Origin of the sequence: Spiroplasma endosymbiont of Glossina fuscipes fuscipes (genome assembly GCF_049669535.1) — a bacterium.
Classification (GTDB): Bacteria; Bacillota_I; Bacilli_A; order Mycoplasmatales; family Mycoplasmataceae; genus Spiroplasma.
The window spans coordinates 1,179,969-1,195,331 of record NZ_CP187162.1; the positions used below are offsets into that span (position 1 = coordinate 1,179,969).

The 15,363-nt window shown below is 28.3% G+C and carries 15 protein-coding genes, 1 tRNA gene and 5 pseudogenes; 6 read left to right on the forward strand and 15 right to left on the reverse strand.

The genetic code is table 4. The annotated features are described in order from the left end of the window. Positions 1–59: 59 nt before the first annotated feature. The 4 genes from ACOBWH_RS07090 to ACOBWH_RS07105 all read right to left on the reverse strand — a co-directional run bounded on the left by ACOBWH_RS07090 (position 60) and on the right by ACOBWH_RS07105 (position 1,979). Positions 60–398, reverse strand: a complete 339-nt coding sequence (locus ACOBWH_RS07090; RefSeq protein WP_424526286.1) for an Asp23/Gls24 family envelope stress response protein — start codon at positions 396–398, stop codon at positions 60–62. A gap of 118 nt (positions 399–516) precedes the next feature. After that, positions 517–858 (reverse strand): hypothetical protein, encoded by a 342-nt coding sequence (locus ACOBWH_RS07095; RefSeq protein ID WP_424526287.1) that lies wholly within the window; start codon positions 856–858, stop codon positions 517–519. A gap of 307 nt (positions 859–1,165) precedes the next feature. Next, positions 1,166–1,405 (reverse strand): hypothetical protein, encoded by a 240-nt coding sequence (locus ACOBWH_RS07100; protein WP_424526288.1) that lies wholly within the window; start codon positions 1,403–1,405, stop codon positions 1,166–1,168. A gap of 10 nt (positions 1,406–1,415) precedes the next feature. Beyond that, positions 1,416–1,979, reverse strand: a complete 564-nt coding sequence (locus tag ACOBWH_RS07105; protein WP_424526289.1) for a hypothetical protein — start codon at positions 1,977–1,979, stop codon at positions 1,416–1,418. A 353-nt stretch (positions 1,980–2,332) separates the two neighbouring features. Between ACOBWH_RS07105 and rpmB the strand changes: the two genes are divergently transcribed. Then, a complete protein-coding gene (gene rpmB, locus ACOBWH_RS07110; protein WP_070407057.1) occupies positions 2,333–2,530 on the forward strand; it encodes a 50S ribosomal protein L28 in 198 nt (65 codons plus the stop codon). 110 nt (positions 2,531–2,640) lie between these two features. After that, positions 2,641–2,725, forward strand: a tRNA-Leu gene (locus ACOBWH_RS07115). A 41-nt stretch (positions 2,726–2,766) separates the two neighbouring features. Here ACOBWH_RS07115 and ACOBWH_RS07120 read toward each other — a convergent pair. From ACOBWH_RS07120 to ACOBWH_RS07155, 8 genes and pseudogenes are all read right to left on the reverse strand, one after another. Beyond that, the gene (locus ACOBWH_RS07120) at positions 2,767–3,375 is read right to left on the reverse strand and encodes a thiamine diphosphokinase (protein ID WP_424526290.1); all 609 of its coding nucleotides are present in this window, start codon (positions 3,373–3,375) and stop codon (positions 2,767–2,769) included. Continuing rightward, on the reverse strand, positions 3,362–4,045 hold the full coding sequence (gene rpe, locus ACOBWH_RS07125) for a ribulose-phosphate 3-epimerase (protein WP_424526291.1): 684 nt from the start codon (positions 4,043–4,045) through the stop codon (positions 3,362–3,364). The genes ACOBWH_RS07120 and rpe overlap by 14 nt, the downstream gene beginning before the upstream one ends. Before the next feature lie 9 nt (positions 4,046–4,054). Further along, positions 4,055–4,924: a ribosome small subunit-dependent GTPase A gene (gene rsgA / locus ACOBWH_RS07130; protein WP_424526292.1), complete on the reverse strand. Its 870-nt coding sequence runs from the start codon at positions 4,922–4,924 to the stop codon at positions 4,055–4,057. Positions 4,925–4,930: 6 nt separating this feature from the next. Continuing rightward, positions 4,931–5,944 carry a serine/threonine protein kinase gene (locus tag ACOBWH_RS07135; RefSeq protein ID WP_424526293.1) on the reverse strand — a complete coding sequence of 338 codons (1,014 nt, stop codon included), beginning with the start codon at positions 5,942–5,944 and terminating at the stop codon, positions 4,931–4,933. A gap of 81 nt (positions 5,945–6,025) precedes the next feature. After that, entirely contained in the window at positions 6,026–6,787 is a 762-nt protein-coding gene (locus ACOBWH_RS07140) for a PP2C family protein-serine/threonine phosphatase (protein ID WP_424526294.1), read from the reverse strand. Between the two features lie 2 nt (positions 6,788–6,789). Then, positions 6,790–7,826: pseudogene (rlmN, locus tag ACOBWH_RS07145) on the reverse strand (23S rRNA (adenine(2503)-C(2))-methyltransferase RlmN). A gap of 103 nt (positions 7,827–7,929) precedes the next feature. Beyond that, on the reverse strand, positions 7,930–10,020 hold the full coding sequence (locus tag ACOBWH_RS07150) for a PTS transporter subunit EIIC (RefSeq protein WP_424526295.1): 2,091 nt from the start codon (positions 10,018–10,020) through the stop codon (positions 7,930–7,932). A 70-nt stretch (positions 10,021–10,090) separates the two neighbouring features. Continuing rightward, on the reverse strand, positions 10,091–10,339 hold the full coding sequence (locus ACOBWH_RS07155) for a hypothetical protein (protein ID WP_424526296.1): 249 nt from the start codon (positions 10,337–10,339) through the stop codon (positions 10,091–10,093). A gap of 237 nt (positions 10,340–10,576) precedes the next feature. Here ACOBWH_RS07155 and ACOBWH_RS07160 point away from each other — a divergent pair, with 237 nt between their 5' ends. Continuing rightward, positions 10,577–11,419 carry a MurR/RpiR family transcriptional regulator gene (locus ACOBWH_RS07160; RefSeq protein ID WP_424526297.1) on the forward strand — a complete coding sequence of 281 codons (843 nt, stop codon included), beginning with the start codon at positions 10,577–10,579 and terminating at the stop codon, positions 11,417–11,419. A gap of 6 nt (positions 11,420–11,425) precedes the next feature. Here the strand turns inward: ACOBWH_RS07160 and ACOBWH_RS07165 are convergent, their stop codons facing one another. Continuing rightward, the gene (locus ACOBWH_RS07165; protein ID WP_424527468.1) at positions 11,426–11,587 is read right to left on the reverse strand and encodes a hypothetical protein; all 162 of its coding nucleotides are present in this window, start codon (positions 11,585–11,587) and stop codon (positions 11,426–11,428) included. A 159-nt stretch (positions 11,588–11,746) separates the two neighbouring features. Next, positions 11,747–12,138: pseudogene (locus ACOBWH_RS07170) on the reverse strand (ATP-binding cassette domain-containing protein); the annotation flags it as partial. A gap of 377 nt (positions 12,139–12,515) precedes the next feature. Here ACOBWH_RS07170 and ACOBWH_RS07175 point away from each other — a divergent pair. The 3 genes and pseudogenes from ACOBWH_RS07175 to ACOBWH_RS07185 all read left to right on the forward strand — a co-directional run. After that, the gene (locus tag ACOBWH_RS07175) at positions 12,516–12,665 is read left to right on the forward strand and encodes a hypothetical protein (RefSeq protein ID WP_004027866.1); all 150 of its coding nucleotides are present in this window, start codon (positions 12,516–12,518) and stop codon (positions 12,663–12,665) included. 109 nt (positions 12,666–12,774) lie between these two features. After that, positions 12,775–13,882 (forward strand): annotated as a pseudogene (locus ACOBWH_RS07180) (IS3 family transposase). A gap of 31 nt (positions 13,883–13,913) precedes the next feature. After that, positions 13,914–14,018 (forward strand): annotated as a pseudogene (locus ACOBWH_RS07185) (IS30 family transposase); the annotation flags it as partial. A 311-nt stretch (positions 14,019–14,329) separates the two neighbouring features. Here ACOBWH_RS07185 and ACOBWH_RS07190 read toward each other — a convergent pair. Further along, positions 14,330–15,300: pseudogene (locus tag ACOBWH_RS07190) on the reverse strand (IS30 family transposase). Positions 15,301–15,363: the final 63 nt, after the last annotated feature.

Sequence of the window (15,363 nt, forward strand, 5' to 3'; positions counted from 1 at the left end):
CTTAAGTGATATAATTGTAAATCTTGCATCGTTCTAATATCTCGTTGTTAATAAATTTGTTAAATTAATAAATCTTGAATATTTACATTAACGTAAATCATAACATCGTTTGAGCAAACATCCATTTTTTCTAATTCATACTTGATTCTAATCTGTATTTCTCAAGCGATATCTTTAATATTCACTCCTTCAAGTAAGATAAGAAAAATATCAATATAAAAATTACGACCATCTTGTCTCAATTTAATTGATTGTGAATAATCTTTAAGAAGCATTGTAACGTTTTCTTCGCTGTTTTCTGCTTCATCAGCCTTGGCAAAACCAGCAACACCCGGAACAGTAATCACTGCTGCATAAACTAAGTCTGATATTTCAGTTACATTAACTTTTTCAATCATAAAAATCACCACTAAACTAAATTAACATTAATAATTATAGCGAAAAAATACAATAAAGCAATAAATTTATTATATTTTCTTAATTAAAATTATTAATTTCCGTTTTCTTTCTCTGCTATTATTTAAAAAAATCATCTAGATTAGTCAACATATGACTAGCACTAACAAGCCCATCTAATGTTTTTTCTTCTGCTAATATTAATTCCTTGTTTTTTGATACAAAGTCTTTTGTATCAATTTCTTCTTTTGCTGAAAGATCTTTAATTTTGATATATTCATTAACATCCTCTCAAGAAAAACCATTTTGTACTCTTAAAGAAGCTATTGAATGAGCAATACTATGGTTTAATGCTTTTTGATCACGTTTTCCACCAATTGTATTTTCAAATGATAAAGTTTGTGTAAATGAATAATGATTGTTACCTTGTTCACTTGATTTTTTAACTGTCATCTCAATCATAATAATTTCCTCCTGCATAAATAATTTTACTATAAAATAAGGCTAATTATCATCTTATCATCTGCAATAAAAAGATAATTAAAGCAAAAAATGAAGGGTTTAATTGTTCCTTTTTACTTTTCATAATTATCCCCCCTTATGAAATGGATTCTATATCTTCTAATCAAAATATTTTCTAAGCAATTTTTATTTATAATAAAAGAACTGATATTACAATTTAAATTTATTATTTAAATTATTATTACAGATGGCTTTAAAAATTAACACATTTAATGCATTAACTCCATATGATAATTTAGAAAAATAGCTAATCTACTAATACTTTGATGACCATCTTTCCCTGGCCATTTTCAAACATAGTTTGAATTTTATCAATTAAGACATTCCGATTATTTTGTAAAATTAACTTAACATCCTTATAAATTCCTTCATTTTTATTTAGTTTATTAATAATTTCCGGATTAAAAATTAACTCATCATTTTTATTAAAAATCCGGATATCCTTTCTTGGAAAATCATATAAAGGCAAATATGCACATGATTTCAAATTGATAATACTATTTAATCCTTATTGCAAGATATTGTTTTTCTGCTTTATGATAAGGATGCGGATTGCGGTTGCGAGCTTGATTTTTTTCCCAATAAATATTTCAACCCGTGGAACGCGCTGATCAATTTTTTATTTCAATTGTTATAATATTGCGTTTATTATTTTTATCAACGGCTAATAAAGTAATATCAATTCGGGTTTGATTTTTTTGAATTCATTCAAAAACAATTAACACATCATCTGGCAATTTACTATCTAATAACAAATTTTGAATAATTAGTAAATTAAATTTCCAAGATTTTTGTTCTTGCTTACTAGTATCAAAATTGGTCATTGTATTGGCGCGTTGAATTAATTGTTCTTCAATTTTGTCAATATTTCTTTTAAAATAATAAATTGTATAAATACAAAAAGCATTTAGTTTATCTGCTATATCTCAATAATAATTTTTATTTTTAAAGTCTTGATTTAACGGTTTTTTATTAGTCACAATAATTTGATCTGTCTTGCTATAATTGGTGTTTTTAGGTTCAATTCAACCAAAATAAAAGATAAATCAAAAAAACAGCAATCCCAGTAACCCCACTAATAAGAATAAAGACAGCAGTTGCAAACAATTCTTCTTTTGTAACAAACATACTAATACCAATAATAATTAATAAAATACTACCCAGCGCTAAAAAACACTCGCTCTTTTCATCTCTTCTCTATCACCTCAGATTTTAATTTTACTTGTTATTATAGTTTTAATTCATAGTTGGTTTTAATATCTACTAGTATTATAACAATAAAACTACCAATAATTTTGGGTTTAATTTTAAAAACCCTAAAATAAAAAAATTTAAAAAAAAATTAATTTTTTCTTGCTTTTAAATCTAAAATTCGCTACTATTTTATAGTATGTAGATATAAAGGAGTGAAATCATGGCAAGAAAATGTGCAATTACTGGCAAAGGTGCTTTATCAGGAAACAAACGTTCACATGCGTTAAATGCAACACGTCGTAAATGAAATGTTAATTTACAAAAAGTTCGCATTGTTGTTGATGGTGAAGTTAAAACATTACGTGTAGCAACAAGAACGTTAAAAACATTAAAACGTAAAGGACAAATTGCTCAATAACAAAGAACCAGCGAATATTTGAAAAATAATGAAAAAAGTAAGAATAAATTTTAAAATTTATTCTTACTTTTTTTGTAAAATACGATAAAATTAAATTGGTATGTGTAAATGCCCATGTGGCGGAATTGGCAGACGCAGTAGACTCAAAATCTACCGAAGAAATTCATATCGGTTCGAGCCCGATCATGGGTACCAATTTAAAACAAAAACAAAAATCGGTAAATATTACCGATTTTTTACTTGCTATAAATTGCCACAACTTGACCCGCTAGAACATCAACATTACCAGTTGCGCTAACAAATTCATTACTAATTGCATTAGCAGATAATCCAACTAATGTTAAATTTTCAACATTATATTTTAAATTAGTAATTGTTACCGCTGCTGTTTGTAAAGCAAATAATGAAAAATAGCGATAATCTGGATTTCTGATAACCTCATTCATTCCTGGTTGTAATAAATAAGCATAGGTATGATCATTAATAAAAATAACATTATAACGATAAATAAAGTTAAGACAGCTCAATTGCATATCAAAACGATGACCTTGTGCAACTAAAACAATTTCGATTGGATTTAACTTTAACGCTTCTTGAATTGCAATTTCACCATCAATATAATCTTTAACTTGTGAAATTTCCATTACTGCTTTGGCCTTGCTAGTAATAAAAGCTAATTCATCATCTTGTAAACTATCTTGATCACAGCATACTAAATCAATCTGATTAAAAGCTTTGATTAAATCCAAACATCCGCGTTCAACCCCAATTTTGCAATAATCATGGTATTGTTTTAAATCTAATTTAGTTTCTGAACAAACAATTAGTACTTTAGTTGGTTTCATTAGCTAATAATCCTTGTAAACGAGTTGGTAAATCGAGGTGACCAAATAAGTAACTCCCCGCCGCTAACACATCAACCCCATAGTTTTTACAAATTAATGCTGTTTGTTCATTAATTCCCCCATCAACTTCAATTAAGGTTGCATATTGATGTTGGTCAAGATATGTTCGTAATTCCTTAATTTTTTTTGCTGCTTCAGGAAGAAATTGTTGTTCGCCAAAACCAGGTTCAACAGTCATAATTAACACTAAATCTAATTGCGCAAGATACGGTAAAATTACTGCCAATGGTGTTGCTGGTTTAAGGGCCAATCCAATTTTTATTTTCAATTTTGTTCGCAATGCTAAAAATTCTGTTAGTTGTACTAGGGTTAAAGCTTCATAATGTAAGGTAATTGATGAAGCCCCAGCTTTAACAAAGGGTGCTAAATAATCTTCGACACTACTATTTTTAATTTTAACCATTAAATGACAGTCAAGATGTAAATCAGTATAGCTTTTAATATCCGCTAAAATTTTTGGTCCAAATGTTAAATTTGGAACAAAATCTCCATCCATTACATCAAAATGAATTCACTCCGCTCCTGCAGCTGTGATGGCTGTTAAATCATCTTTTAAAGCTAAATAATTAGCACTTAAAACACTTGGAGCAACAAAATACTTTTTCATCATAACCTCTTTCTATTGTTCTTGCATAATTCGCACATAATCATTATAAAAAAAGTGTGGAATTACTTGTTTTTCTACTAATGATTTTATTTTACAATGTGGCTCGTGCAAGTGCAAACAAGTACGAAACTTACATTCATTTGCATACTGGGCAAAAAGATGATAAGCCCTTGCCAATCCTGTTTTTTGATAATCTTTTAACTCAAAGGTTGAAAAACCCGGCGTATCAGCAATCATCCCATCTAATAATTCATATAAAGCACTAGTTGTTGTTGTGTGTTTTCCCCGTCCTAATGCTTTTGAGATTTCTTGGGTTTTTATAACCTCATCTTGTAATAAGGTATTTAATGTTGATGATTTCCCACTTCCGGTTTGCCCAGTAAAAACAGAAATCTTATTTTGAAAAATTTGTTCAAATTGATGTCATGTTTTTTTATCATTAACTTTATTACTAATAAAATAAACTTCATAACCTAACTGTGGATACCAGTTAAAATATTTTTGATAAAGTTGACCAGATGTAATTAAATCTTTTTTTGTAAAAACAATTACTGGTTTTAAACCTTTATATTCAATAAAAGCTAAATATTTGTTTAATAAATATGAATTAAAGGTTGGTTCAGCAATTGCCGTAATAATAATGACTTGATCAACATTTGCAATTCGGGGGCGGTATAGTTCATTTTTACGGGGGACAATTTGATAAATAATTCCTTGCTTGTCATCTTGTTTTTCAAACTGAACATAATCACCAACAACTGGTTTAATTTCTTGATGGCGAAAAATTCCTTTTGCTTTACAAACATAAATTTGGTGGTCAGCATTATTCTTAACATAACAAAATTCACTAATAATTTGAACAATCATTCCTGCTTGATGCATATAATTCTACCTCGGCAATAACAAGCAAAGACATATCATTGTTGTTAAGAATGCGACAAGTAATAAAATTAATCAAAAAGCAACTTTAATTCGTAAAAACCGCGGATAAGAATAATAACGGTCTTGAACTTTACCCCGTTTTCCTTTGACTTCAAGGTAATTACGCAATTTTAATGGTTTATCATGTTGGTGCTCAGGATTTTCAACTGCTTGTAAACTAACATTAAATTCAGCAACCGTTTGAAACCGTTCTGTTGGATCTTTTGCAATAGCCTTTAAAATCACATTTTCTAAACTTTGTGGTAATGCTGGATTTATCAAGCGGGGACGTAAAGGTAATTCTTTAACATGTTTTACAGCAACAAAAGTTGGATTTTTACCAACAAAGGGGGCCATTCCAACCGCTAATTCATACAGCATAATCCCTAAGGCATAAATATCACTCCGACGACTAGCTGGTCTTGATTGTACAATTTCTGGAGCCATATATTTTGATGTTCCAATAATTTTGCCCGATTCTAAGTCCTCACTATTTTCTAAAATTGCTACCCCAAAATCAGCAACTTTAATTTTGCCATCATATGAAATTAAAATATTTTCTGGTTTAATATCCCGATGAATAATATCATTTTGATGCGCTTCAGTAATAGCTAAATTAATTTCATCAAAGAAATATAACAGTTCTTTAACAGTGCAAGGCCCTAATGTTAATAAACGGTCTTTTAAAGTATAACCTTTTACTAATTCTAACACTAAACAATGCCGATCATAAGCTTCAAAAGACCCATAAACCTTAACAACATTTTTGTGGGAAAATTGGGCAATAGAATTGTATTCTTTATTAAAACGATCAACAGCTTCCTTATTTTTTGATAACGATAAAGCCATAATTTTAATCGCAACATATCGCTTTAATAACGTATCATATCCTTCAAAAACCTCGGCCATTCCCCCGTCGGCAATTTTAGCTAAAATCTGATAACGATTATATAACATAGTTCCAACTGTAATTTGTTCCATCTTCCGCACCCTTATTTTGAATTATCTTCAACTTGTAAACATCATAACATAAAAACGAACAAAAGAAAAAAATAACAGGGTTTAATCTGTTATTTCAAAGATAATTCCCGTTAAATTATCCGTTGATAAATTTTCAAGCGCACGATCAATTAAAATTTTAACTTTATCATTTAGTTTATTTGCTGATTTTAAACTTTCAACAATATCACTCTCATCAATATAATCATGAATACCATCAGTTGATAATAAATATTGTCCTTTAATATCTTCAATGACATATGTATCAATTTTTAAAGTCTTAGTTGGCCCTAAGGCACTTGTTAAAACTTTTCAAAAGGTATGCATATTATACTGTTTTTTATATTGACCTTGAAACTCTAATTCTTGTTTCTCACGATATTCTGTTGAATTTTCTATATTTTGATCTGTGGTAATTTGATAAATTTTATCATAATGTAACTTATATAACCGTGAATCACCAATATTAATAACATATACTTTTTCATTCGCAATTAAAGCCGCCACGACAGTTGTTCCCATATCACTTGTATCAGGATAAATTTGCGCATATGCAACCATTTCCTCTTGAATTGATAAAATCGTTTGCCGAAATCATTTATTAATTTCTTCATCTGTTAAATTATTAAAATTTGTTCGTTTAAAATGGGCAACTAAACTATCAACAGCCATTTTACTAGCAACTTCTCCGTGTTGATGACCTCCCATTCCATCACAAACAATAGCAATATAATTATTAAAACTATTATTTGCAAAATCAAAGTAATCTTGATTACTACTCCGGTAAGCCCCAATATCTGTTTTGTATCCAAAGCGTATTTGCATAATTATTTTCTAATAATCCCTTCATTTTTAGCACGTAACTGACCACAAGCAGCATCAATATCGTGCCCAAATTCTCGACGAACAATACAGTTAATTTTTTGTTGTTGTAATGTTTCAAAAAATTGATTAATTTTAGTACTTCGTTGATAACCATTTTCAGCAACGGTATTATACGGAATTAAGTTAACATAAGCATTCAACCCCCGAATTAATTTTGCTAATTCTAAGGCAACCTCGCGACTATCATTAACATCTTCAATTAAAATATATTCAAATGTAACCCGACGATTAGTCTGCTCAATATAATAACGAACAACATCCATTAATTTTCAACTGGGTACGCTTTATTAATTGGCATTAATTGATTTCGAATTGTATTATTCGGAGCATGTAATGAAATTGCTAAGTTTACTTGCATTTTTAAATCAGCAAATTGTCTAATTTTTGGAATTAACCCACAAGTTGAAATTGTAATATGACGCGCGCCAATTTGATAACCTTTTGAATCATTAATAATGTTAACGAAATTAATAACATTTTCAAAATTATCTAATGGTTCACCAATTCCCATTACCACAATATGACTAACACGCTCTCCCGTTGTTGCTAAATAACGATTAACCATCATTACTTGTTGGACAATTTCAGCGGTTAATAAATTCCGCGTTTTTTTCAATAATCCTAATGCACAAAATGTACACGCCATATTACAACCAACTTGAGTTGTAACGCAAACAGAATTCCCATAACTTTGCGGCATTAATACCGTTTCAATTTTATAGCCATCAGCTAATTCAAATAAAAATTTAACTGTCCCATCTTTTGATTGCTGTTGTACGGCAATTTTTAATGGTTCAATTGTATAATGTTCTTGTAACTTAATTCGATCTGGTTTTGAAATATTTGTCATCTCATCAAAAGAATATATGTTTTTAACATATACTCAATCAAAGATTTGCTCTGCTAAATACTTTTTAAAACCATGGGCCACTAAATCTAATTGTAATTCCTGTTTGGGATATTCAAAAATTGATGTCATTATTTTCCACTCCATTTTTACATATTATAATTTTATCATAAAATCAGTTTTGATAAAATAGACAAAAAAAACATTAATTAAAAATATTAATGTTTTTTAAAATTTATTTAGTTTTTGGACTTTGTCCATTCGGAATTGCTGTTTTTTGTTCCTTACGCATTTCCGCTAATAATTCTCGCATGTATGGTTTAATAACTTCTTGTTCTCCACCATATACAATTTGGACTGATTCCCCTCAAACAAGCATTCCGGTACTTCCTCCTAAGGATTTAATCCCGTCGCGATCAACAATACTACTATTAACAACTGTTACTCGTAATCGTGAAGCACATGAATCAACAACAGTAATATTATCTGGTCCTCCTAAAAATTCAATGATTTTACGAGTTTTTTCACGTTTTGCAGCATCACCCTTCGCTGGTGCTGTGCTAGTTCCACTACCACCTTGTTTTGCTTTTAAATCAGCTTTAGTGTATAGTTTTGCACTACCATCACGACCAGGAATTCCAACTTTTCCATATTTAATACAGAAGTAGAATGCCGCAAAGTAAATCGGAATATATGGGACTCCGACGACTAGAATTCAATAGAAGTTTGTTCCTTTTCCCGCCACAAACGGAATAATTCCAAAGACAATAAAATCAATAAATCCTCCCGATACTGTCATCGATGTATGAACATTTAATAATCCCATTAACATAAATGAAATTGCACATAATGGCATATGAACACCATAGAATAACCATGGTGCAACAAATAAGAATGTAAATTCAATTGGTTCTGTAATTCCGGTTAAGAAACAAGTAAAGGCTGCTGAAAAATAAATTCCCATTACTTGCTTACGATTTTCTTTCGGAACACTAAATCACATTGCTGCTGCGGCAGCTGGTAATCCAAACATCATGAATGGGAATTTTCCAGCCTGGAATCGACCAAGATTTAAGCCCATATGTTCCACCATTTTAAAGGTAATGTTTGGATCAGCAATAACTTTATACATAATTGTTTGATCTCCAACTGCTGAAATGGTTGAAACATTTAATGATGATACTCAACTATTAATTGCAACTGTTGCATCAGCAGCACTCATTGTTCCAACATCAACACTAGCATCAATATAACCAGCACCTTGTAAATCTTTCAAGAAAGTAATATAATTTAACGGGTCTTTTAAAACATTGGCAATTAAATCGGCCATACTCCCCCCCCCTTGGGTTCACCATAATGGTGAATAGAAAACATGGTGTAGACCAAATGGTACTAATGAACGTTCAAAAATTTCAAAAATTAATGAATCCAACCCAACCGGTAATTTTCCTGAATTATTTCCAAATCAAGCTAATCCGGTCCCAATTAATGGTCAAATAATCATAAAAATAAATGCTAACGGAATTACCACTAAAAACATAATAATTGGTACTAACTTAGTTCCACTAAAAAAACTAAGTGCTGAAGGTAATTGTGTTTTATGAAAACGATTAAAAGCAAAAGCAGCAATCGCTCCAACAAAAATTCCTCCAAAAACTCCGGTATTTAATGAATTAACCCCTAAATTAGCAGTTAATAATTTACTTTGTACTGCTCAAGTTTGACCAGTATAAAATAATAAATTAAATTGATCAGCTACCCGTGTTGAACTAACAATCACAATTTTTGCATTCGGATCAGTAACTAATCGTTGATAAATTTCGCTATTTCGCATAAAATCTAATAATTCATTAGCCGTCAATAAGGTTGGACTGGCTGATTTTAAACCATCAACAGTTAATCCTTTAATTGGATTAGCAATCCCCTCAATATAAACAACATATTGAATGTGAGCAAATGCTTCGTCTAATAATGACAACTGAATGGCATTAAAAACTAAAAATCCAACCACTGATGTTAAAGCTGCAACTCCGGCATCTTCTGTATAAGCCATTGCCACTGAAATACAGAATAAAACTGGTAAATTACCAAAAGCAATATCCCCCATTTTGTTTAAAAAATTTCCAAAATATCATGCTGCTGAGGCGGGGTCAACTTTTGATGAAATTGTTGCCCCAACTCCTAAGAAAATTCCGGCAATCGGCAACAACGCAATCGGCAACAAGAACGCTTTACTTAATTTACTTAGCGTTGCCATTGTCCTCTGGTTTGATCGTTTTCATCATGCCCGTGATACAAATGGCTTAAGTTTTGCTTGTTCACTCATTTTTAAATATTTCCTTTCAAAATTAAATTTATAAATAAAATTTTCTCCAATTTTAAAATAATGTTGTCCTCTATGAAACCATTAGAAAAAGTGCTGATATTCCAATAACATAACAAAAAAATGCTCCATATAAAGCAATATTCCGCTTAATATAGGTTCACAAATCTAATTTTGTATGATTTTTAGCATAGTAATCCCCACTATTTGCTAACCGCCTTTTTTGAATAATTCAAACGATTAATAATAATGTTCCGACAATCATACCAAAAAGCATAATTGCTAAATATGTAATATTTTGTGACGATAAACTTAAAATCATTTTGGATGTGCTACTCTTTTCTATTAAAGTAATTTTATCATACTCAAACCTGCTCATAGAATTTCATTATTTTATATTGTTATTATAGAATATTTTTCTTTAAAAATTTATAATTTATTTTTTTAATTAAATTAGCAAATTATTTTTTACTTTATAATTTATTTAATATGTTGTAAAATAAAAATAGTTGGTATTATGAAAATAATTTTCATGGCAATCATAAAGAAAGGAGTTTCTATGTTATCCCTATTAACATATGATAAAACTAACCTAACCGATACTGAACTATCAGTTATTGAACAAATTATCAAAAATCCTTTATTATTTACCAGTAAGACCATTTCTGAATTAGCTAAAGCTTATTATGTTAGTGAATCAACGATTACTCGGATGGCAAAACATTTAGGTTTTAGAAATATCAAGGAATTACAAATGCATATTTATGAACGATTAAATTTTTTAAACAAAAATTATAAAACTAATGAAACCATGAAATTAAAAGATATTGCTAACAATATGCGTGTCTATTATTCTTATAGTATCCATGAAACAATTGACAATATTGATTTAGACGCCTTAGATCGTTTAATTAATGATATTGTCATTAAAAAGCGAATTTTCGCTTTTGGTATTGGAAGTTCATTCCTCGCCTGTCGTGTTTTACATAGTAATTTAAACATGATTGGTTACAACTGCTTTACAACAGAAAGTATTCATTCGTTAATGGTTACCATGCAAAATGTTGACGAAAATGACTTAATTATTATTTTTAGTAAATCAGGAAAGACCAATGAAATTATTAATGTGATTACTTTAGCAAACAAACTTGGGATTGATGTTGCTCTTGTTACTAACAATCCTAACGCTGACCAACTATACAATATTAAACATAAAATTCTCTTTGAAGTTCATACCAAAGAAAATGAACGTTTTCCAGCTTTATCATCTAAAATTGTGCAAATTTTAATTTCGGATATTATTTTCCGTAGTTTATTAAAAATTCATCCAAATTTAGAAGAAAAGATCAAAGCCGCAAACGCGATTACTGAGGAATACAACAAAGGAGCAATAAAAAAATAAAGACTCTTAATTTAAAGAGTCTTTATTTTGTTCAAGTTCAAACATTTCCTTGGTATAGTTAAAAACACTACCATATTGTTCAACAACTTTTGCAACTGGTAAATCTGCTTTAATCTCACCAGGTGCTAAATAAATAATTCGATCACAAAACCGCTCAATTTCTTCCATATTATGAGAAACCAAAACCATTGCCCGTTGATTAGTAATAATATTTTGTTCTAAAAACTGAAAAATAACCTCTTTAACAGCAATATCTAATCCTGTTGAAACTTCATCTAAAATTACTAATTGGGGTTGATGAATTACTGATAATAAAATATTTAATCGTTGCTGTTGACCCCCTGATAATTTGGCAATACTTTTTTCATTACCGCAGTTAATTGATAGGTTTTTAATAGTTCTTTAATTTCACTTGCTGTTAAATTTAATTTAAAAGTATCACAATAATATTTAATCATATCTGCTGGAGTTAATCCCGGGGGATATTGTGAATTTTGAAATTGAATCCCAATCGTTAACTGTTGATGATAAACAATTTCCCCACTACTAGCTTTTCGCACTCCCGCGATAATTTCACTCAAGGTTGTTTTTCCACTACCATTTGCCCCAATTAAACCAATTTTTTCGTGTTGATGCATTGTAAAACTAATATCTTTTAAAACATACTTTTGATGATATTTTTTACTAACCGCCTTTAGTTCTAAAATAACTTCTGCCATAATATTCCCCTTTAACAATCGTGATTAAACTCTTTTTTATTCTACCATTAAATCCAAGCGAAGGTTATTTTTAGGTTAATTTGCAATTAAAAAACTTTTTTATTAAGAAAAAGATAAAAATATTAATTTACCAAAATTTACCATTTTTGAAAAAAAATAATTAAATAATTACTTATCACTGTAAACTGTAATATGAAGTGCAACAAATCAACTCAGAAAGGAGTTGATTTTTTATTGAAAAGAAACATTATTTTATTTTGCGGTCCTTAGTAACTAAGTATGGAAAAGATAATGTTATTAATACTGTATTGTTTATTTTGAGCGTAGCGAACACGCGAAGCGTGCCGCGCGAACTAAATTTCTAGGAGGATTAAGTTATGCCAGTATGGTTAACATGAATATTTAGTATTGTTATTATTTTAGGAATTCTTGCTTGAATTGGTCTATCGATTTATCAAAAAATTCGTCAAATTCAAGGAAAGAAAAAAGATAAAAAAGAAATTAAAAATAAGGAGGATAAAGAATAATGTTAGGTATGTATTTAACAACAGCTTGGATAGGTTTCAATAACTTGGACCATATTTATGTAGACTGTAAAAAATAAGCTAAAATTATTAGGAAAGCAGGAATATAAAAATGGCAAAAAACCAGTACACCGATGAATTCAAGAAACAAATCGTAATGTTATATAAAAATGGTAAAAGTAATATTGAAATTGTTAACGAATATAAAATTTCAAAGGCAGTTCTTTATCAATGAGTAAAAAAATTGAGAATTCTGGTTCTTTTAAAGCTAAAGACAATCGCTCTGTTGAAGAAAATGAACTTATTCAGTTGCGAAAAGAAAACAAACAATTACGAATGGAAAATGATATTTTAAAGCAAGCAGCACTGATAATCGGCAAAAAGTAATATTAATTACTAACAATAAAGACAAATATTCAGTGAGGAAAATGTGTCAAATATTAAAGATAGCAAAATCAAAGTATTATTATCAAATTAATAAGATCACTAAAACTGAAATTAATATTTATGAAAATGAAGTTATCAGTGCATTTAAAGAAAGCTATAAAGTTTATGGTGCTAGAAAAATTAAAATTATTTTAGCAAGAAAGAACATTATTTTATCTCGACAAAAAATTAGAAGAATTATGGCAATAAATAATTTAGTATCAAAATATACTAAATTAAAATATCGCAATCATAAATCTCCTGTAAATAATGATCAAATTAGTAATATTCTAAATCGTGAGTTTAGTAATAAAAGACAAAATGAAGTTATTGTGAGCGATTTAACCTATGTTCAAGTTGGTTCAAAATGACATTATATTTGCTTACTAATTGATTTATTTAACCGTGAAGTAATTGGCTATAGCGCTGGAACAAATAAAACTGCTGAACTAGTTCAGCAGGCATTTTATAAAATAACATGACCACTAAATCAAATTAGGTTGTTTCATACAGATCGTGGTAATGAATTTAAAAATAAAATTATTGAAGAAATTTTATTAACATTTAATATTAAAAGATCATTAAGTGCAAAAGGTTGCCCTTACGATAACGCAGTAGCTGAAACAACCTATAAAGCTTTTAAAACTGAATTTATTAATGGTCGAAAATTTAAAAATTTAGAACAATTAAAGTTGGAACTATTTAATTTCATTAATTGATACAACAATATTCGAATTCATGGTAGTTTGAATTACTTAACTCCAGTTGAATTTAGAAATCAGAAGTCTACATAAAAAGTGTCCTAAAAAGTGTTGCCATTCCAATTCACAACAATATTATGATGAAATAGCTAATATAATAAATGAAAGACCAAGACCATGTTTAAATTGAAATTCAGCAAAAAGTTTATTTATTCATTTTTTTAAATAATTATTAAATTTGTAGAAATAATTCAGGTTTAATCTATTTATTTATAACTTTTCTAAATTTTTTAATTATATGAATCAATATGTTTAAAAATTAATTTTAAACAATTAATAAGTATTTTAAATATATCGTATTTTTGATGGGAATTATGTAAAATGAAGTGCAATAAATCTTATTAATTAAATAATAAAACAAAAATTATAAAAAATCAATTATAAATTTTCAAAAATTAAAATATTTATAATTTTTATTTTATTTTAAACACAACTTAACCATACTAAAAAATAATTTATTAAGTTAAGTAATAAATTTATTTAAAAATTCTGTAAAAATATTTCTTTTGCACTTATTCAATTTAAACAAGGCCTTAATTTATCATTTATAACATTAACTACTCAATTTATTTTTTGTTGACTAACATTATTAAAATCAGTTCCCTTAGGATATCATTCTCTAAGTTCAGAATTCATATATTCAATTAAAGGTTTTTGTTGTGGTTTACCAGGATCACAAAAATAAACTTGTGTTTCAACAAATATTTCTAATTCTCTTCATTTACTAAATTCTTTTCCTCTATCTGTTATTATTCCTTTAATTTTTCCAATTAAATTATTACTTATAACAATATCTTTAAACTTTTCCACAACTTCATTAGCAGTATGATTTTTTAATTTCATTACAAAGTAATTTTTACTTAATTTTTCAACCAAAACTAAACAACTAGATTGATGATTTTTACCAACTACAGTGTCCATTTCAAATCAACCAGCATCAGATTTTTTATTTTCAATATCTCACATATTGATTTAAAATTATTTAATTTACCACGATTATCAAATTTTCCTTTTGTTTTATATTTTTTACCACGATGACGTAAATTCTGTTTTAAAAAACCATAAAAACCCAAATAAATTCATTTATACAATGTTTTAACACAAACAGGAAATTTAATACCAAACTTTATAAAATAACGATGAATAAGTTGTGATGGAGAATCACGATAAACATTAAATCTTATATTAATAAATTTTAATTGTTCTTCTGTAAACTTATATCTTTTATTATTCTTTTTTCTTTTCTCATAATACATTTTATCTGACTTATAAGCACTATATTCATCAATAGTTTTAAAACGCTTAATTTCTCGTAAAATAGTACTACGATTTTTGTTCAAACATTTAGCAATTTGTGAAATATTTATTTCACCATTCTTTTTTAAAAATAATTTTGATAATAATAATTTTTCCAATTTAACCTTATCAATAAAACTTAAATGACTATACATAACATTTATATACCTTTCATTAATTTATAAATTTAATATTAAAATTATTTAATACATTATTGA